Annotated in this window: 19 protein-coding genes; all 19 read left to right on the top strand. The window is 36.1% G+C overall.

Translation table 11 applies throughout. The features are described 5' to 3' along the window. The first annotated feature begins 150 nt into the window (after positions 1 to 150). The 19 genes from DLK05_RS06535 (at position 151) to DLK05_RS06445 (ending at position 20,551) form a co-directional block, all read left to right on the top strand. Positions 151 to 678 (top strand): YceD family protein, encoded by a 528-nt coding sequence (locus DLK05_RS06535; RefSeq protein WP_127343204.1) that lies wholly within the window; start codon positions 151 to 153, stop codon positions 676 to 678. A 16-nt stretch (positions 679 to 694) separates the two neighbouring features. Next, entirely contained in the window at positions 695 to 880 is a 186-nt protein-coding gene (gene rpmF, locus DLK05_RS06530) for a 50S ribosomal protein L32 (protein WP_127343203.1), read from the top strand. A 342-nt stretch (positions 881 to 1,222) separates the two neighbouring features. Continuing rightward, a complete protein-coding gene (locus tag DLK05_RS06525) occupies positions 1,223 to 2,221 on the top strand; it encodes a beta-ketoacyl-ACP synthase III (protein ID WP_127343202.1) in 999 nt (332 codons plus the stop codon). Between the two features lie 335 nt (positions 2,222 to 2,556). Next, positions 2,557 to 2,949, top strand: a complete 393-nt coding sequence (locus DLK05_RS06520) for a bactofilin family protein (RefSeq protein ID WP_209319760.1) — start codon at positions 2,557 to 2,559, stop codon at positions 2,947 to 2,949. Further along, positions 2,933 to 3,181 (top strand): AtpZ/AtpI family protein, encoded by a 249-nt coding sequence (locus DLK05_RS06515; RefSeq protein ID WP_209319759.1) that lies wholly within the window; start codon positions 2,933 to 2,935, stop codon positions 3,179 to 3,181. Before DLK05_RS06520 ends, DLK05_RS06515 begins: the two co-directional genes overlap by 17 nt. 16 nt (positions 3,182 to 3,197) lie before the next feature. After that, entirely contained in the window at positions 3,198 to 3,590 is a 393-nt protein-coding gene (locus DLK05_RS06510; RefSeq protein WP_127343200.1) for a hypothetical protein, read from the top strand. Between the two features lie 197 nt (positions 3,591 to 3,787). After that, positions 3,788 to 4,873, top strand: a complete 1,086-nt coding sequence (atpB, locus tag DLK05_RS06505) for a F0F1 ATP synthase subunit A (RefSeq protein WP_127343199.1) — start codon at positions 3,788 to 3,790, stop codon at positions 4,871 to 4,873. A gap of 57 nt (positions 4,874 to 4,930) precedes the next feature. Then, entirely contained in the window at positions 4,931 to 5,188 is a 258-nt protein-coding gene (atpE, locus tag DLK05_RS06500; RefSeq protein WP_235831965.1) for an ATP synthase F0 subunit C, read from the top strand. 102 nt (positions 5,189 to 5,290) lie between these two features. Beyond that, positions 5,291 to 5,785, top strand: a complete 495-nt coding sequence (atpF, locus tag DLK05_RS06495) for a F0F1 ATP synthase subunit B (protein WP_127343198.1) — start codon at positions 5,291 to 5,293, stop codon at positions 5,783 to 5,785. A 49-nt stretch (positions 5,786 to 5,834) separates the two neighbouring features. After that, the gene (gene atpH, locus DLK05_RS06490; RefSeq protein WP_127343197.1) at positions 5,835 to 6,383 is read left to right on the top strand and encodes an ATP synthase F1 subunit delta; all 549 of its coding nucleotides are present in this window, start codon (positions 5,835 to 5,837) and stop codon (positions 6,381 to 6,383) included. A 43-nt stretch (positions 6,384 to 6,426) separates the two neighbouring features. Beyond that, a complete protein-coding gene (gene atpA, locus DLK05_RS06485; protein ID WP_127343196.1) occupies positions 6,427 to 8,031 on the top strand; it encodes a F0F1 ATP synthase subunit alpha in 1,605 nt (534 codons plus the stop codon). A gap of 48 nt (positions 8,032 to 8,079) precedes the next feature. Continuing rightward, complete coding sequence (gene atpG, locus DLK05_RS06480) at positions 8,080 to 8,952, top strand: ATP synthase F1 subunit gamma (RefSeq protein ID WP_127343195.1); 873 nt, start codon at positions 8,080 to 8,082, stop codon at positions 8,950 to 8,952. Between the two features lie 153 nt (positions 8,953 to 9,105). Further along, positions 9,106 to 9,834: a GntR family transcriptional regulator gene (locus DLK05_RS06475; protein WP_127343194.1), complete on the top strand. Its 729-nt coding sequence runs from the start codon at positions 9,106 to 9,108 to the stop codon at positions 9,832 to 9,834. A 6-nt stretch (positions 9,835 to 9,840) separates the two neighbouring features. Continuing rightward, the gene (locus tag DLK05_RS06470) at positions 9,841 to 10,776 is read left to right on the top strand and encodes an ROK family protein (protein ID WP_127343193.1); all 936 of its coding nucleotides are present in this window, start codon (positions 9,841 to 9,843) and stop codon (positions 10,774 to 10,776) included. A gap of 15 nt (positions 10,777 to 10,791) precedes the next feature. Beyond that, positions 10,792 to 11,961, top strand: a complete 1,170-nt coding sequence (locus DLK05_RS06465) for an MFS transporter (RefSeq protein WP_127343192.1) — start codon at positions 10,792 to 10,794, stop codon at positions 11,959 to 11,961. Between the two features lie 30 nt (positions 11,962 to 11,991). After that, positions 11,992 to 14,340: a GH92 family glycosyl hydrolase gene (locus DLK05_RS06460; RefSeq protein WP_127343191.1), complete on the top strand. Its 2,349-nt coding sequence runs from the start codon at positions 11,992 to 11,994 to the stop codon at positions 14,338 to 14,340. Positions 14,341 to 14,350: 10 nt separating this feature from the next. Then, positions 14,351 to 15,643, top strand: a complete 1,293-nt coding sequence (locus DLK05_RS06455; protein ID WP_127343190.1) for a GH36-type glycosyl hydrolase domain-containing protein — start codon at positions 14,351 to 14,353, stop codon at positions 15,641 to 15,643. 4 nt (positions 15,644 to 15,647) lie between these two features. Next, positions 15,648 to 17,414, top strand: a complete 1,767-nt coding sequence (locus DLK05_RS06450) for a class I mannose-6-phosphate isomerase (protein ID WP_235831963.1) — start codon at positions 15,648 to 15,650, stop codon at positions 17,412 to 17,414. A gap of 11 nt (positions 17,415 to 17,425) precedes the next feature. After that, positions 17,426 to 20,551 carry a GH92 family glycosyl hydrolase gene (locus DLK05_RS06445; RefSeq protein ID WP_127343189.1) on the top strand — a complete coding sequence of 1,042 codons (3,126 nt, stop codon included), beginning with the start codon at positions 17,426 to 17,428 and terminating at the stop codon, positions 20,549 to 20,551. Positions 20,552 to 20,556 lie beyond the last annotated feature (5 nt).

The following is a 20,556-nucleotide window of genomic DNA, read 5'->3' as shown; positions in this document are numbered from 1 at the left end:
ACTGACTATTTTTGCAGCCCGTTTTGGGAGTTTATTGTATTGAAACTGGAATTCAGATGGATAATTAACTGAAGTTGCCAAAAAAGATACGATCAATTGTGAAAATGTTTTATTAATTTTTATACTTTTGCAAAGTTTTATTTGGATATTTTGGAATATTTAGCAAAATATACGATTCCTTTTAAAGGATTGAAAGATGGGATGCATGAATTTGATTTTTCCATTGATGAAGAATTCTTTAAGCAATTTCAAACCGAGGAGGTTTACCAGGGGGAAGCAAAAATTAAAGTTAGCTTCAATAAGAAAAGCCTGGTGACTACGCTGAGTTTTGAGTTGGAAGGAAAATTAAATGTAGCTTGTGATCGCTGTCTCGATCCTATGGAAATTAACGTGAAAGGTGAAAATTCCTTGTTCGTTAAGTTTGGAGAAGAGCACGAAGAATTAGCTGAAGATGTGATAGTTATTTCAGATTCAGAAAATGAGATACCAATATCACAATACATATACGAATTGTTTACTTTAAACTTACCTCTAAGCTTCATCCATCCTGATGATGAGAATGGAGAGAGTACTTGTAACAAGGAAATGATTCAGAAACTAAATGACTTCTCGGTGAATGAAGATGAAAAGATTGATCCGAGATGGAATGATTTAAGAAAATTGATTGATAATAACTAGTTAAATAGGTTGAAAAATGGCACATCCAAAACACAGAACGTCGAAGCAGAGAAGAAATAAGAGAAGAACTCATCTTAAAACAACTCCTGCCACTTTAGCATCTTGCTCAAATTGTGGAGCAACTGTTAAATATCACACTGTTTGCCCTGAGTGCGGTTATTACAGAGGCAAATTAGCGATTGAAAAAGAAGTTACAGCATAATCTAAGTATAACTATTTAGATTCGACGCAATATGTGAATTTGCTCCTTAGATTATTCTTTGGAGCAAATTTGCTTCATGGCGAATATTTTTTTTGAAGGCAACTGAAGATATTGTTAGGTATTTGTTTTAATTGAAATAATACTTAAGGTTTCTTTAATTAATACTTTCCGTAATTAGGGATATTAAAACTACTTGTTTGCTCCTAATTTATGAGTAAGTAAGAATTGGTGCGATGTTTCTGGAAATGTCTCAAAGCATGTAAGTTGTCATTTGAAATAGAAATGATTTGTAGTATAATTGCCGATTGAATCTATTTGATGAAAACGAAGTAAGCTAAAACAATGTCAAAAATTAATGCAGTTATAACGGGAGTTGGGGCATATTTACCCGACTATATTCTTACCAATGACGAATTGAGTACGATGGTTGATACATCTGATGAATGGATCATGTCTCGCATTGGTATTAAAGAAAGAAGAATTCTAAAAGGAGAGGGAAAAGGATCATCTGATTTAGGGGCAAAGGCCGTTGCAGATCTTTTAAAAAAGACGAATACATCACCTGAAGAGGTTGATTTATTGATTTGCGCAACAGTGACTCCAGATATGCCATTTCCTGCAACCGCTAACATTATTAGTGATAAAGTTGGAATTAATGATGCGTTTAGTTTTGATATAAATGCAGGTTGCTCCGGTTTTATGTTTTCATTAGCAACTGCTGCCAAGTATGTAGAGTCTGGTATGTATAAAAAGGTAATTGTTGTTGGTGCCGAAAAGATGTCATCAATAGTGGATTATACAGATCGTCAAACTTGCCCAATTTTTGGTGATGGTTCAGCAGCTATAATGTTGGAACCAACTACCGAAGAAGTCGGAGTGATAGATGCTATTCTTCATACCCAGGGATTTGGACGTAAGCACTTGCATCAAAAGGCAGGAGGATCTTGCAAGCCAGCATCACATGGAACAGTAGATGCCCGAGAGCACTTTATCTATCAGGAAGGAAAACATGTATTTAAACATGCCGTTTCTAACATGGCTGATGTTTCTGTTGAAATGATGAAGAAACACAATCTTACTGCTGATGATTTAGCTTGGTTGGTTCCACATCAGGCTAACAACAGAATTATTGAGGCTACTGCCCAAAGAATGGGCTTGGTTAAGGATAAAGTAATGATTAATATAGAGAAATACGGTAACACTACCTCTGCAACTCTTCCATTGTGTTTATGGGAATGGGAAGACAGATTAAGAAAAGGTGACAACCTAATTCTTTCAGCCTTTGGTGCTGGTTTTACCTGGGGAGCTATCCTTGTAAAATGGGGATACGATCCTAAATAGGAATATTCAAATTTCACATTATAAAATGAAAGACCTCAATTTTGAGGTCTTTTGTTGTTTTAGAACGGCTTCGTAAAGTGGGATTTCTCATTCTATTATTTATATTTGTATGTTTTGCATATCAAACAGGCATTTTACTAATTATAAGGGGGTGAAATAAATACTAATTTCTGATCTTTTAAGTTAGTAATTTGAACTATTAGCCGAAATATCCAATAAATTGGAAATATTTGTTAGAAGATTTATTAAAGATGAAGTGGAAAGAATTTTCCTAAAAAAACATACTCATTCCGGAAAAGCTCTTCTACAAAGGCCGATCTCAATACAATTTTAAAATGTTTAGTAAAAAAAATAAAATGAGCAAAAGCAACGACGTACAACAAACCGCAGTTAATTTAATTTGTGATGGAACTTCTATAAAAGGTGATGTGCAAGCATCCCGTGATATCAGAATAGATGGCTATTTAAATGGCAAAATGCAGGTTGCAGGAAAAGTAGTGGTGGGTAATACTGGAAAAATAGAGGGTGATATTCACTGCAAGACCATAGATGTATCTGGTAAAGTAGAAGGAAATATTATTGCTAGTGAAATGGTAAACTTAAAGGCTAGCTGTATAATTCTAGGTAATATCACAACAGCAAAAATCGCTGTTGAACCTGGAGCTAAATTTACTGGTTCATGTAAAATGGGTGAAAATGCCCCTAAAAAGGATGTCAAAGAAAAATAAAGACACAGAAAACTCCTTCTCTAAGAAAAAGAAGCAATTAGATGGAGTATTACGATATTCCGGATTGGCTTTTCAGATGATGGCAATAATTCTAGTTGTTTTATATGCAGGAATTAAGCTGGATCAATATCTCGGGAATGAATTCCCATTGTTTACCATTATTGGTGCAATAGGTGGTGTTTTTTTATCATTATATTTTGCTTTAAGGGATCTGTTAAAGCCTAATAAGTAAATTTTATATATTATTCATGGAGAAGATTTTTAAAAGGTATGTGTTTAGATTACTAATAATTACAGCCGTTCTTTTTGTTTTATCAACGATAATGTACCTTACCGTTTTAAAGGAGTGGTTCAATTATATATTTCCCTTTGTGATAATATATTTTCTCCTTTTTAATACCATTCAGCATTATAAACTATTAAAGTCATCCAAAGGAAATCCACGTGCTTTTTTTACAAATTACATGCTTTGGTTTGGTGTTAAGTTGGGTTTGAATTTAACATTCATTTTGGTTTATGTATTATTAAATAGAGCTCAGGCACTAAGTTTCGTGTTGTTTTTTGCCTTTTGTTATATCGTTTATACGATTTATGAAGTAATTGCCTTGATAAAATCACTAAATGCCGGAAATGTTAAATGATATTAAAAAGTCTGAGCGAGTGCTTTTTTTATTAAATTTGGGGAATAATTTTTGAGACCGTAATAGATTGATGAATTAAATCCTAAATCAATTATTTCGGTTGACAAAATTTAGTTTTTGAAACAAAGGTTGTGTTAGGTCATTGGGTCATTTCTCTTAGATTCTAGGGAAGATAATTTTAAGCAAGTCATTTACATATGAAAAATATTCATCGATTTCTGTTGATTTTCTTTTTTATTGCAAGCGTATCACCTGCGTTTGCCTCAGATGATGAACATGATGGGAATGCTCATCAAACAACTCACGAACAAGAAAAGTTTGAACCCGGAAATTTTATTCTGGGTCATATTGCAGATGCTTATGAATGGCATGTGTTTTCTACTGGTGATTTTCATTTTACAGCACCTTTACCTGTAATTGTATATTCTAAATATTCAGGTTTACACGTGTTTATGTCCTCTAAGTTTCATCATGGACATGAATCCTACCAGCGCTTTGAAATTGCAAAGACAGGAGATTATAAAGGAAAGATTGTGGAAACAGTAGCTGGCAAGCAGATTCGCCCGTTGGATGTTTCGATGACCAAGAATGTTGTGGCCATGCTAACAAGTATGTTCATTCTTCTTTGGGTGTTCATATCTGTTGCCAAATCCTACAAACAAAGAAAAGGTCAAGCTCCCAAAGGAATGCAATCATTGGTAGAGCCAATCATTTTATTTGTACGCGATGAAATTGCAAAACCAGCAATAGGAGAAAAGAAATTTGAAAAATTCATGCCTTACTTACTGACTATTTTCTTTTTCATTTGGCTCAATAATTTAATGGGAATTGTACCACTATTACCGGGAGGAGCTAATGTCACCGGAAATATCACCATTACATTAGTATTGGCATTATTTACATTTATTATCACATCAATTAATGGAAACAAAGCCTATTGGGTTCATATGGTTAATACTCCAGGTGTACCTTGGTGGTTAAAATTTCCTATTCCTTTAATGCCTATTGTTGAAATAATGGGTTTGTTTACGAAACCATTCGTTTTAATGGTCCGGCTTTTTGCAAATATTGCAGCAGGTCACATGATTATTATGGCATTTGTAAGTTTGATTTTTATTTTTGGTCAGGTCAATCTTTCATTGGGTTTAGGGGCTTCAGTAATTTCTGTGTTGTTTATGATTTTTATGACTTTACTGGAACTTCTGGTGGCTTTGATTCAGGCATATGTATTTACACTTCTTTCTGCGCTGTACTTTGGTATGGCAACAGAAGAGCATCATTAAATAAAATACTTCGGAAACGAAGAAATTATAGTTTTTATTCATTAATCTAAAATCGTTATGATTACATTATCAATTCTTCTTCAGGCTGCTGCCAGTATGGCTTTTGCTAAATTGGGTGCTGCATTTGGAGCTGGTTTGGCTGCGATTGGTGCTGGTATCGGCATTGGTAAAATTGGTGGCAGTGCATTGGAAAGTATTGCACGTCAACCAGAAGCATCTGGAGATATTCGTTCAAACATGATTGTAGCAGCAGCATTGATTGAAGGTGTTGCGTTTTTTGCAATTATCATTTGTTTGTTGGCTATCGTATTGTAATAGCAGGTTCCGTAATTTGCCAGAAGAGGTTGTCTGCGGCAAATTACGGATACTATTGATTTTTAAATCATCACACATTTTGTGAATTAAAATAAGAAGAATATGGGCTTGGTAACACCGGAATTAGGAACCTTTATTTGGATGTTTTTGGCATTTGCCATTGTTTTGTTTATCCTGAAAAAGTTTGCCTGGAAACCAATATTGGATGCCTTAAAAGAACGTGAAACGTCTATTAGTGATGCGCTACGTTCTGCTGATCGCGCCAAAGAGGAAATGGCTGAATTAAAAGCCGATAATGAAAAAATTCTTCAGGAAGCTAGAAAAGAGCGGGAAGCAATGTTTGTGGAAGCAAAAGACATGAGTAGTAAAATTGTTAATGAGGCTAAACAAAAAGCTATTCAAGAGGCGGATAAAGTTATTGAAACAGCGCGACGAAATATTGAGGGCGAAAAAACAGCAGCTTTAAGCGAAATTAAAACTTTGGTAGCTAGTCTTTCTGTAGAAATTGCAGAAAAGGTGCTTCGTCAGCAGTTTGCCGATGATCAGAAACAAAAGGATTACTTCAAAAAGTTAATGGACGAAGTAAAATTAAACTAAGAAAGAATATTGTATGAGTTCGCCTCATGACTAGATAAAACTTCAATTTATGAACGAAAGTAAGATCTCGGTTCGTTATGCAAAAGCTCTTTTTCAATTGGGGAAGGAGAAAAATAGACTTGAAACTTTCATTGCAGATATTCATTTAGTTGAAGATTTATGTAATGAAAGTGGAGATTTTTGGTTGATGCTGGAAAGTCCGGTGGCGAAAACTTCTCAGAAAAGATTAGCGATACAACGAATTTTTGAAGGAAAGGTAGATATTGATACGCTTAAATTTCTCGACTTGGTTGTTCAAAATCGCAGAGAAGCTTATTTAAAGGATATATCCCGAAATTTTTTGGTCTTGTGTCGCAAAGATCAGGGAATATTATCAGCAACTCTAACTTCGGCTAGTGAAATGGAGTTAACCGTGCGAAATCAATTAAAGGATCTTCTTGCTAAGTCTTTTGATTCTCAAATAGAATTGAAGGAAGTTATAGATGAGGATATTATTGGTGGTTTTGTAATTCGTGTAGAAGATCAACAGTTGGATGCAAGTGTAAGTACTCAGTTGAATCAAATAAAGCGAGAATTACTTTCAAATTATAGCAATTAGAATTATAATCAGATTAAAAACTCTGACTAAATAACAATTAAATATGGCTAGTATTAAACCTGCAGAAGTTTCGGAAATTCTAAAGCAGCAATTAGAAGGATTAAAGACCGAAGCAGAACTGGAAGAAGTTGGAACCGTATTACAAGTTGGGGATGGTATTGCCCGGATCTACGGTTTATCAAACGTTGAATCCAACGAGCTGATCGAATTTCAAAATGGTGTTATTGGTATTGTTCTAAATTTAGAAGAGGATAATATTGGTGCAGTACTTTTGGGAGAATCACAAGGTATTAAAGAAGGTGATGTTGTTAAAAGAACCAAGCGTATTGCTTCCATCAATGTTGGAGAAGGTATGTTGGGACGTGTAATCAACACAATTGGTGAACCGATTGATGGAAAAGGCGCTATTGAAGGGAAGACATACGAAATGCCTTTGGAACGCAAAGCTCCCGGGGTTATCTATCGCCAGCCTGTAAATGAGCCTTTGCAAACTGGTTTGAAGGCAATCGATGCTATGATTCCGATTGGAAGGGGACAGCGTGAGTTGATTATCGGTGACCGACAGACAGGAAAAACTGCAATTGCCATTGATACCATTCTTAATCAAAAGGAATTTTACGACAAAGGAGAACCTGTATATTGTATCTATGTTGCTATTGGACAAAAAGGTTCAACAGTTGCAAATATTGCAAAAACCCTCGAAGAAAAGGGTGCTATGGCATATACAACGATAGTCTCTGCTACGGCTGCTGATCCTGCCGCCTTGCAGTTTTATGCTCCATTTGCAGGTGCATCGATAGGGGAATTTTTCCGCGATACAGGTCGTCCGGCTTTAATCATCTACGATGATTTGTCGAAACAGGCGGTTTCCTATCGTGAGGTTTCGTTATTATTGCGTCGTCCACCAGGACGTGAAGCATATCCTGGAGATGTATTCTATTTGCACTCTCGTTTATTGGAGCGTGCGGCTAAAATCATTAATTCTGACGAAATTGCTCGTCAGATGAATGATCTACCAGCAAGTTTACAGGAGGCAAAAGATGAAAATGGAGAATCTATCATCAAAGGTGGAGGTTCACTTACAGCACTTCCTATCATCGAAACACAAGCTGGTGACGTTTCGGCCTATATTCCAACCAATGTAATTTCGATTACGGATGGACAGATCTTCCTGGAATCAGATTTATTTAATGCTGGTATTCGTCCGGCTATTAATGTTGGTATTTCGGTATCAAGAGTTGGTGGAAATGCTCAAATCAAATCCATGAAGAAAGTGGCTGGTACCTTAAAATTAGATCAGGCTCAGTATCGTGAATTGGAAGCATTTGCCAAGTTCGGTTCTGATATGGATGCTGCTACACTTGCCGTACTTGATAAAGGTTCGAAGAATGTTGAGATCTTAAAGCAAGGTCAATATTCTCCCTACACAGTGGATAAACAAGTAGCTATTTTATATTGTGGATCACAAGGATTACTTCGTAATGTTCCGGTTCATCAAGTCAAAGAATTCGAGAAAGATTTCCTTGATTTTATGGAATTGAAACACAAAGATGTTTTGAAGGAATTGGGAAGTGGAAAATATACTTCTGAAGCTCAAGAGGTAATGAAATCTGTTGCTGCAGATGTTGCTGCAAAATTCAAAAATTAATATAGTGGGATGGTTTAAAACCCATCCCAACTCAATAAAAGGGTTGTAATGGCGAACTTAAAAGAAATTCGGACTCGTATTTCATCGGTGCAGAAAACCAAACAGGTGACCGCAGCGATGAAAATGGTATCTGCTGCCAAGTTAAAAAAGGCTCAGGATGCAATTGTACAAATTCGTCCTTATGCTGATAAACTTCATGAGATATTATCAAATCTAACAGGAAGCTTGAGTAACTCCGATGATAATTTGTATGGTGTACAAAGAAAACCAAGCAAGGTTTTATTGGTTGCAATTACTTCGAATAAGGGACTTTGCGGTGCCTTTAATTCAAATGTAATTAAACAGGTTAATCAACTCGCTGAAAACACTTATCGGGAACAAAATCAAAAGGGAACCTTATCTATTTTGGCAATAGGTAAGCAGGCCTACGCAATCTTGAAAAAATCTCACAATGTAATTGGGGAACAAAATAGAATTTTCGATGATTTAAATTATGCTAATGTCTCGGAAATCGCATCATCAATAATGGATGCTTTTGTTGCAGGCGAATACGATAGGGTTGATTTGGTTTACAATCAATTTAAAAACGCCGGAGTACAGGTTTTAGTCTCTGAGCAATTTCTGCCAATAGAGCAGGAAAAGGAAACAGAAATGGTTCATAGCGAATATATTTTTGAACCAAACCAAGAAGATATTTTAAGAGATTTAATTCCGAAATCGTTGAAAACTCAATTCTATAAAGCTATGCTGGATTCTTTTGCTTCTGAACATGGAGCCAGGATGACGGCAATGCATAAAGCTACCGATAATGCAAGTGATTTGATTCAGGACTTGAATTTAACTTACAATAAAGCCCGTCAGGCTGCTATTACCAACGAGATTTTGGAGATTGTATCCGGAGCAAACGCATTGGCTCAATAAATACCATTTTAAAGGTTATATTTAAACGATTTATAATTGCTGCAAGCTCACCTTCGGGTGGGCTTTTTTCATGCTCATAATCTGAAAGAAAAGAATTATTTAGATTTTTTTAAAAATATTCCATAGCTTTGTATGTTCAAACATATGTACAAAATGAAATTAAAGATAGATCACAATAGTCCATTACCTCTTCATGCTCAGGTAGAAATACTTTTAAGAAAAATGATTGAATTGCCGGAATATAAGAGTGGTGGTTTTTTACCTAAAGAGATTGATCTGGCCAAAAGGTTAGGGATTTCAAGAAATACACTACGCCAGGCAACCAATAAATTGGAATATGAAGGATTGTTGATTCGAAAGAAAGGAATTGGAACTAAGGTTGCTGAAAAAGGAATCACAACTAATTTGGACAACTGGCAGAGTTTTACGCAGGAAATGTCGGATCAGGGTGTGGATTTTGTAAACTTTATAATTGAAGCCAAATGGGTTAAAGCAAGTGAGAAAATTTCAAAATTCTTTGATATTAAAGAAGGAGAGAAAGTACTTTGTTTATCGCGTTTGAGAGGATTTAAGGATGGACCATTCGTGTATTTCGAGAGTTATTTTCATCCAAGAATAGGACTTATCAAAGATGAAGATTTTACCAAACCGCTGTATAGCATTTTAGAGAATAAGTACAATGTTGTGCCTTCCATCTCAAAAGAGGAGATCAAAGCAAAATTGGCATCTAAAATAACAGCAGACCGATTAAAAATACAGCAAGGCGATCCTGTTTTGATTCGTGAACGATTTGTTTCTGATCCTGGAAAAAGACCATTGGAATATAACATTGGATATTATATTGCAGAAAAATTCACCTATTCAATAACTATTACAAGATAGTTTGATATGAGAAAACAAATTTCTATAGGTGTTGATGTAGGAGGGAGTCATATCAGCTGTGCTGCTTACAATTTGGTTGATAATATCTTAATTACTGAGAGCATTTCACATACCGATTTAAATAATCAAGGAAGTAAAGATGAGATTGTTGGGATATTTGCAACTCTTTTAAATTCATGTATAAATAAGATTGACAGAGACAAGCTATCAGGTATTGGAATTGCAATGCCGGGACCTTTCGACTATGTAAATGGAATTGGCTTATTTACAGGTTCTAATGCTAAATTTCAAAGCTTGAGTAATGTGAACCTGAAATCAGAATTACAACAATGTTTGAATTTACCTGAAGCACAAATTCGATTTATAAATGATGCGACAGCCTTTGCTATTGGTGAATATTTTAATGGCCAATTAAAGGGAAACAAGCAAGCTCTCGCAATCACTTTAGGAACAGGTTTAGGCTCTGCTTTCTTATCGGATGGCATTCCGGTTATAGTTGAGGGTTCAGTGCCTGAAAACGGATGTATTTGGCATTTTCCTTTTGAAAATGGTATCGCCGACGACTATTTCTCAACTAGAGGATTGGTAAATCGTTTTTTTGAAAGGACAGGTATTAAGATAAACGGTGTTAAAGAGATTGCAGATATGGTAGAAAATAACTCTGTTGCAAAGGAATTGTTTGTGGATTTTGGTGAGAAACTAGCTCTGTTTTTAAGTCCCTGGATAAAGAGTTTTGCTGTAGAAGCTATTGTTTTTGGTGGAAATATTTCAAAAGCATCTAACTTGTTTGATGGAGCACTAATTAATCAGTTAAAAAAAGACGATTTACAATTAAAAATAGCCTATTCTGAACTTCAGGAATCAGCTGCATTTGTTGGTGGAGCACAACTACTGAATTCAGAATTTTGGAAATCTGTTAAATCACAGTTACAGTACATGTAGCTGAAAAAAATAAAAATGAGCAAACCTAAACCAAAAGTAATTTTCCCGGTTCTTCTTTCCTTTTTTGTCGTAAGCTTTGTTGATTTGGTTGGAACAGGAGTCGATGAATTAAGACAAAATTCAAATACACCAGAGTATTTGCTGCAACTGATACCATTTGTAGCTTTCATATGGTTTTTTTTGCTTTCCGTTCCTGCCGGAATATGGCAAGCAAAAATTGGAAAAAAGAAGGTGCTGAATGTGGCGATTTTAATTACGGCAATTGGATTGTTTGTTCCAATATTGGGTAATAATCTACCTGTTATTTTGGTAGCATTTTCCTTGTTAGGAATTGGAAATACCATCATGCAGGTTTCGGCTAACCCTCTTTTGGTTGATGTAGTCCAAGATAATAAAGCATCTAGTTTTTTAAGTCTTTCACAGTTTATAAAATCGCTTGGATCGATGATTGGACCATTTGTTGCAGCTGTTGTTGGACCATTTTTAGCAAATTTATTCAATTACGAGGGGGAAGGATTATGGCGATATGGTCTGTATCTTTTTGGTTTTATTTCTCTACTATCATTCTTTTGGTTATCAATGACTAAAATTGAAGAGAAATCAGAAAAGGAAGAGAAAGTCTCCATCACATCTTGTTTCAAATTACTCTCCAACCGATACATAGCTTTGATGGTTTTGGGTATTTTTGCGGTAGTAGGAATCGATGTTGCCTTGAATTCCAATATAGGAACATTTCTCAATCTGAAAATTGGAGTCGATGAGGAGATGGCAAAATATGGAAAATCAGTCTACTTCTTTGCAAAAATGCTGGGAACATTTGCTGGAGCAATCATTTTAATGAAGTGGAATCCACGAAAAATTCTTGGTATTTCAAGTGTATTAGCAATTATTGCTGTTATCGCTTTATCCATTACTTCAAATGAAGTTTTAGCCTGGATACTAGTTGGTATAATCAGTTTGGGAGTATCCAATATATTTCCTCTGATATACTCGATTACTGTTGGTGATTATCCTACTCGTTCAAATGAAATATCAGGATTAATGATGATGGCAATCTCAGGAGGTGCTTTTTTCCCATTCCTGGTGGGTCTGACTATGGATTATCGTGTAAATGGAGGGCTTCTGTTAATTCTTGGCTTACTTGTTTTTATACTATTCTTAGGAAAAATCAATCCTCGTAAATAATAATCATCATTATTTAAATTACTAGAAAAAATGCACAAACTCATATGTTCAAACATTAGAACAAATATAAGGATTATTTTATTTCTTTTGGCAGTACTTTTTAGTTCATGTTCTATGAATGAAAATTTGGTTAAATACGTTGATCCAAACATTGGAACCGTACATAGCAGGTGGTTTTTCTACACTCCGGCAGCTCTTCCGTTTGGAATGGCAAAACCAGCGCCAAGCACAAATGCACATTACGGAAATAAATGGGGTTGGGAAGCAGTTGGATATGACGACAGACACGAATCAATTGAAGGTTTTGCTAACGTTCATGAGTTTCAATTGGGAGGAATTGTGTTGATGCCAACCAATGGGAAGTTAATTACGACTCCTGGTAAACTTGAAAATCCGGATTTAGGTTATCGTTCAAGATTTCAAAAAGAATCGGAGATTGCACAACCGGGATATTACAAAGTAGATTTATCAGATTACGGAATCAAAGCTGAGCTCACATCTACTAAACGAGTAGCAATTCATCAATACACTTACCCGGCTAATAAAAAGGCCAATTTGTTATTCGATATTGGAAATCAGCAAGGGGAAAGTGGAAAGATTGTAAATGCTGAGGTAAAAAGAATTGACGAATATACAGTTGAAGGATGGGTAGAAACAGCTCCTGAATATGTTAAGAAGTATCAGAAAGGCTCGACAGTATCCATATATTTTGTTGCAAAATTGAACAAGGCAATGAAGGAATTTGGAACCTTTAGAGATGATTCAATCTTTAGAAATCAGGATGAGATATCAGGCAAAGGATCAGGATTGTATTTCTCTTTTACTCCTATAAAAACTGAATCGATCGAGGTTCAAGTGGCTTTATCTTACACCTCTGTTCAGAATGCTTATGAAAACCTTAAAGCTGAAAGCATGTCTTTTTCAGAAGCCAAAAAGCAGGCAAATCGGATTTGGAATACAGAATTGAATAAGATTCTAGTAAAGGGCGATTCAGAAACTGATAAAACAAAATTCTATACTGGCTTGTATCATGCTTTGCTTGGTCGTGGATTGGCAAATGATGTAAATGGAGCATATCCCAAAAATGATGGAACAATCGGACAACTTCCTTTGAAGGAAGGTGAAACTCCACAATTTAATTTTTACAATACCGATGCTGTTTGGGGAGCCTTTTGGAATCTCACTCAGCTTTGGACTCTGGCTTGGCCTGAGTATTACAATGATTTTGTTCAAACTCACCTGCAAGTTTATAAAGATACAGGTTGGTTTAGCGATGGATTGGCTAATAGTCGATATGTATCTGGTGTTGGAACCAACTATGTAGGACTCATAATTGCTTCGGCTTATAATTGTGGCATTAGAAATTACGATACAGAGCTCGCCTTTGAAGCGGCCTTTAAAAATGAATTGGGCTGGAAGGATAGACCGCTTGGAGCAGGTAAAATGGACATGAAAAGTTTTATAGAGAATGATTTTATTCCACATCAGGAGGAGTGGGGAGACATTCCGGAGGCAAGTGCTTTTTCAGCCTCACACATGTTAGAATATTCTTTTTCTGCACATGCTGTGGCTCAATTTGCAAAACAAATGAATAAAGAAAAAGAGTACAATCAGTTGATGAAGCTCTCAAGTAAGTGGGAAAACATTTTTGATTCTATGATAGGTTTTATTCGACCTAAAACAGAGGATGGTAAGTTTATCTTAAATTTTGACCCATTAGAACCATGGAGAGGATTTCAGGAAGGTAATTCGTGGCAATACAGTTTTTATGTTCCTCATGAACCAGAAAAATTAGTAGAGAAGATTGGGAAAGAAAAGTTTAATCAAAGATTGGATTCGATTTTTCTAGCATCTCAAAAAAATGGCTTTGGAGGTGGAAAAGAAATTGATGCTTTTGCCGGAGTTAAAACCATATACAATCATGGAAATCAACCAAGTTTATACATTCCCTGGCTGTATAATTTCTCAGGGGAGCCTGAAAAAATACAATATTGGACAAGAACCATTTGCAATGAATTTTACGGTTCTGATCCAATTCATGGATATGGTTACGGACAAGATGAGGATCAGGGACAGTTAGGAGCTTGGTATGTAATGGCTTCTATTGGTTTATTTGACGTTGCCGGATTAACTGGCGAGAATCCAAGCATGCAGATTGGTAGTCCTGCCTTCGATGAAATAAAGATCAAACTAAATCCTGATTATTATTCGGGTAAAGATATTCAGATCAAAGTCAATAATAATTCTCGTGAAAAATTGCTTGTGAAATCAGTAAAACTAAATGGGGAAAAACTGGAAAAACCAGAGGTCTCCTTTCAGGATTTGGTAAATGGAGCAAGACTGGAATTTGAAAAGAAAGATACTAATGAATTGTATTAAATGATATAAGATGAGAAAGTTACTAATTGTTCTTATGGCAGTAAGCCTTTTTGCAGGTTGTAAAAATACCAAGCCAATAAATGAAAAACTAAAAAAATCAGTAATGGAAAACACTGATTTTAAATTTGTAAAAAAGAAGGCTTTGGAAGTTGTAAAAACAGGATTCAATGCTGGCGATGGTTATGGTGAGGTTTGGATTCGTGATTACAACACTTTTATTGAATTATCGGCAGAGGTTTATCCAAAAGAGGAACTGAAGGAAAATTTACGTGTGTTTTTTCGCTTGCAGGGAGAAGATGGAAATATTATAGACGGTTTTATCCCAAAAGAAAAGGCAGTTGATGCTGAAGGAGGATATACCTACATCTACAATGATTTGGAGCCAAGATATTGCGGACATAAAAATACTGTAGAGACTGATCAGGAAGCTTCTTTGGTGCAGGCAGTTTACAAGTACGTTAAAAAAACAGGAGACAAGGATTTCCTGAAAGAGAAGATTGGAGATAAAACAGTTGCAGATCGCATGGAATGGTCAATGGATTTTTTATTGAACCACCGATGGAGTAAAGAATACGGAATGATTTGGGGTGCAACAACCCCGGATTGGGGTGATGTTCAGCATTGTAATCCCTGGGGTGTTTACATCACTAAGGATACTAAGTATTGTGTTGATATTTACGATAATGCAATGTTTCTAATTGCTATTGATAATCTAATGGAATTGGTTCCTTCGAAGGAAGGAAAATGGAGATCGATTCGAAATGATCTTGCAAAAAATACGATGAAATACCTTTGGGACGAAAAGAATCAGAAATTCATTCCTCATGTTTATTTAGACGGTTCACCTTTCCCGGAAACTTTCAATGAAAATGAGATTTTCTATCATGGCGGAACTGCTGTGGCAATTGAAGCGGGCTTATTAAACAAAGAACAAATCAAGCTTTCATTGGATAAGATGATTGCTAATGTGAAAGCTTCCGGTGCCGGTTCTATTGGTCTAACCTTGTATCCTCCATATCCGGAAGGATATTTTGAGAACAAAGGAATGTACCCTTATGGCTATCAAAATGGTGGAGACTGGACTTGGTTTGGAGGTAGGATGATTCAGCAATTGGTGAAATATGGTTTTGTTCAGGAAGCGTACGAACAACTACTACCTATGACCAGACGTGTTGTTGTCAATGATAGTTTTTATGAATGGTATACCGAAAAAAATGAGCCAAAAGGATCAGGTACATTTCGCGGTTCGGCAGGTGTATTGTACAAAGCGATTGAAATGTTAGAAGGTGCAGTTGAAAAATAGAATGATGATACAGAACAAAAGAAAATCAGATCAATATCTACTTCCTGTTAGGAGAAGTGAATCAGGTCTTGGCAAATACGATCTTTATCCGTCTTTTCGAATGGAGGCTGGGAAGATTTGTGTCGGAGTGGAGAAGTTAGCGCAAGAGTTAATCAATGAGAAAACTATTATTATTGACGGATATGTTGGTATTTTCTATGATCGGATAAAAGAAAAGCTAAATGCTCAATTCGAGACTTTAGGAAAAAAAGCGAATTGGGTAAATGTTGATTTGGCAATGAAGCCAGAATCTGAAATTGATCAATTAATAGAACCCTTTTTAGGTGGTGATGATCCAATTTTTGGTACAAAAGCAAGCATTGATCTTGTCGACTTTTTCGTTCAGGAAAAACTGGAAGGCTTACTGCAAAATACAGATGCTGATATTAATATCATCTATGGTTCGGGAGCTGCTTTAGTCAATTGGAAAGGAAAATTGGTTTACATTGATTTGCCAAAGAATGAGCTACAGTTTAGAGCTCGTGCACAAAGTATTACCAATTTAGGAGCAAGTATACCTTTTGAGAATAAACCAATGTACAAGCGTTTCTATTTTGTCGATTGGATTGTTTTAAACAAGCACAAGCAAGTACTTCTTTCTAAAATTGATTTTGTAATTGACGAGCAACGTATTGACGTATTGACATGGATGAAGGGAAATGATTTGCGCCATGGTTTGAGAGAAATGGCAAACAATATTTTCCGTGTCCGTCCTTGGTTTGAGCCTGGTGCCTGGGGAGGACAATGGGTGATGGATAAAATTGAAGGACTGAACAAAGAGGTTGTAAACTATGCCTGGTCTTTCGAACTCATTGTACCTGAAAATGGCTTGTTGTTTGAGAGTGGAACTAACTTGTTGGAAGTTTCTTTTGATTGCATCATGTTTCAGGAAACAGAAGCAGTAATGGGTAAACATTCAGAACAATATGGATTTGAATTTCCAATTCGTTTTGACTTTCTGGATACTTTTGATGGTGGAAACCTTTCTATTCAATGTCATCCGCAGTCGGAATATATAAAAGAACATTTTGGGGAAAGTTTTACCCAAGAAGAGACTTATTACATTTTGGATGCTGGCAAAGATGCTAAATGTTATTTGGGTTTTCAGGAAGATATTGATCCGAAGGCATTCGAAGCCGATTTGCAATACAGTTTTCAGAATAAAAAGGAAATTGATATTATGAGATATGTACAAATTCACGATTCCAATAAACATGATTTGTTTTTAATTCCTCCGGGAACCATTCATGGTTCAGGAACGGATAATTTGGTTCTGGAAATCAGTACAACTCCTTACATTTTCACCTTTAAAATGTACGATTGGTTACGTGTAGATTTCGACGGAAAACCTCGCCCGATAAATGTAGAGCGTGGAATGGGAAATCTTTGTTTTGATAGAAAAGGGCAGTATGTGAAAGATAAATTGATATCACATCCATACCTCTTAAATGAAGGAGCAGATTGGAAACAATATCATTTACCAACACACGAAAAGCATACTTACGATGTGCACCGATATCATTTGAATACAGAGGTTGAAATTAATACCGAAAACCGATGTAATGTACTTTCTCTTGTTGAAGGAACCAGTATCATTGTTGAGACCCAAAATGGAATGAGACAGCGTTTCAATTATGCTGAAACCTTCGTAATTCCAGCTGCCGCAGGATCATATAAAATTAGTAATGAATCGGAAGGTGAAATAATGATCGTTAAAGCATTCATGAAATAAATAAACAAGACATGAGAAACTTATTATTAATTGTTTGTATTGGATTACTACTTGGTGCTTGTCAGCCTGAAAATAAGGTGATTTGGCAAATTGGTGAGAACGACAATTCAGGATCAGAGTTTGCTTTATCGGATAATGGATATAAAGATTATATCGCCAACGATTTTGGTTGGGAGGATAAGTATTATTTAATTGGAAAATCTGATGAAAAGAAAGACTGGCCATACATTATTCCTGGAATAAGTGACACTTGGGGAGGAACCGGGGGAACTGCAGGATGGAGATCAAGCACTTTGAATATTCTTTTTGGTATCGATAGGTTAGGTAGAGGAGATTGGAAATTGATCGTTGACATTTTGGATTGCAATTCGAAAGATTTACCTCTATTCAAGATTACTGTGAATGGTAAATCCTGGAAATACAGAATTCCAGAAATTAATAAGCAAACATCGATTGATACTTTACCTGCAAGCAATTCCGAATACCTGATTGAAATTCCATTACCTAAAGATTTAATTCAAAAAAGAGGAAATGAGATTAGCATGACCACACTGCAAGGTTCTTGGTTAAAGTTCGATCAGATAAAGTTGGAAGGCCCGGGAAATGCTAAACTTATTGTAGATGATAAAATTCATGTAAGAAGTGTAAATGCAGTGGAGTATGAATTAGAAAAAAATAGAAAATCATTTCAACCACTTCTAGTGGATGTGGAGCATCTTCAGGGAACTCCAAACTTGAAAGTTGTACTTGATGGTGAAGAGATTTTATCGACGAAAGTAGAAACCGGAAGATATGAATTTGAGGCTCCGATGCCAGCAGTAGAATCTGCAACAGAGAGTAAGTACGAAATATGGGTAAATGATATAAAAATTCAATCTGGAGAAATTACCCGAGGTCCTAAAGAAGAGAGAACCGCAGCTGAATATGTTGATTCGAAGATGGGAACTGGTCATTCTCGTTGGATGATTGCTCCCGGGCCGTGGATGCCATTTAGTATGGTGAAATTGAGTCCGGATAACCAGAATCCAAGCTGGCAGGCTGGTTACGATCCAAATTTTGAGTCGATAGGTTGTTTTAGCCATATTCATGAATGGACCATGGCTGGATTGGGAATCATGCCAACCAATGGGCCTCTTCAAATTAAAGTAGGAGATGAGAAAGATCCGGATAGTGGTTATCGTTCACGAATTGACAAATTAACAGAGCAATCACGAATTGGTTATTATAGTGTTGATTTGACGGATTACAACATTCAGGCTGAGTTAACTGCAACAACTCGTTGTGGTTTTCAGAGATACACATTTCCAGATTCTACTGAATCCAGAATCTTAATCGATTTACAAATTCCTTGTGAATACACTTATCAGAACAAGGAAATTGAACTGAAACAGGTAAGTGATTATCGAATTGAAGGGTTTAGTCATCAACTAACCGAGAATACGTGGGCAGGAGGAATAGATCAGGAATATACAATTTTCTTTGTGATTGAATTTGATCAGCCAATTACAAAAAGTGGAACTTGGATAAATGATAAAATCACTGATACTAAGTCAATTCAAGCCAAAGATGTTAAAGATGCGGGTTGTTTTGTAGAATTTGATACAAAGAATAACAATCAGGTACAGGTTCGTACCGGAATTTCCTATGTAAGCATTGAAAATGCAGCTGAAAATTTGAAAAAGGAAATTTCCGATCCATTCAATTGGAATTTTGATTCCATTAGAGCTTATCATGTATCTGAATGGAATAAATTATTGGGTCGAATTAAAATTTCAAGTAATGATCAGCGCGAGAAGATGCGTTTTTACAACAATATGTATCGCTCGTTGTGTAGCCGAAATATCTATAGTGACGTTAATGGCGATTGGAGAGATGCTGGTGAAAAAGTACGCAGATTAGAAGATCCGTCTTCTCCGGCTTTGGGTTGCGATGCATTTTGGAATACCTTCTGGAATTTGAATCAATTTTGGAATTTGGTAACACCGGAATGGACCAATCGTTGGGTAAAATCACAATTGGCTATGTACGATTCGAATGGCTGGCTGGCAAAAGGTCCGGCAGGAATGGAATATGTTCCAGTTATGGTTGCCGAGCACGAAATTCCTTTGATCGTAGGTGCTTATCAAATGGGAATTCGCAATTACGATGTGAAAAAAGCATACGAGGCTGTTAGAAAGATGCAAACAACACCAGCACAAAAAGTAGGTGGAGGATTTGCAGGTAACCACGATTTGGTAACCTACTTAAAACATGGTTATGTGCCTTACGATGAGGGACGATTCTCAAATTCTTTGGAATATTCATATGATGATTGGACAGTTTCACAATTTGCAAAAGCATTGGGTAAAGAATCAGATTACAAGAAATTTCTGAAAAGAGGATATTACTGGAAAAACATTATTGATCCGGACATGGGTTATGCTCGAATGAAAGATGCTAAAGGAAAATGGTCGCCTGATTTTGATCCTTATAAATCAGGAGCGAATCATCATTATGTGGAAGGTAACGCTTGGCAATTGACCTTTTTTGTGCCACAAGATGTTCCTGCTCTGGCGAAAGCTATTGGAAAAGATCGTTTCATTGAGCGATTAGATTGGGGATTTGGTGAGAGCTATAAAACCAGATTTAATGGAATGAATGATTTGTATTGGAATTATCCGGTAATTCAGGGAAATCAACAATCTATGCATTTTGCTTTCTTGTTTAACTGGGTTGGAAAGCCTTGGCTAACTCAAAAATGGAGCAGAGCAATTATGGATCGTTATTATGGCTACGGTATTTCAAATGCATATCTGGGCGATGAGGATCAGGGGCAAATGAGTGCATGGTTTATCATAGCATCTATTGGCCTTTTCCAAACTGATGGTGGTTGTAGAGTTGATCCGATATATGAAATTGCCAGTCCGTTGTACGAGAAAGTTGAAATTGATTTGGATCATCAGTTTGGGAGAGGAGAAAAGTTTGTTATTGAAGCAAAGAATGCTTCTCGTCTGAACAAATATGTGCAGTCTGCCAAGCTCAACGGAAAGACTTTACAAGACTTTAAATTTTCAGTCAGTGAATTGTTAAAAGGCGGTAAGTTAGAGTTGGAGATGGGTGCTGAGCCTAATGTGGAATGGGGGATAGTTAAGAAGTAATAAAT

Source organism: Ancylomarina longa (assembly GCF_003996985.1).
GTDB classification, from domain to species: domain Bacteria; phylum Bacteroidota; class Bacteroidia; order Bacteroidales; family Marinifilaceae; genus Ancylomarina_A; species Ancylomarina_A longa.
This window is presented reverse-complemented; position numbering and strand designations above follow the sequence as displayed.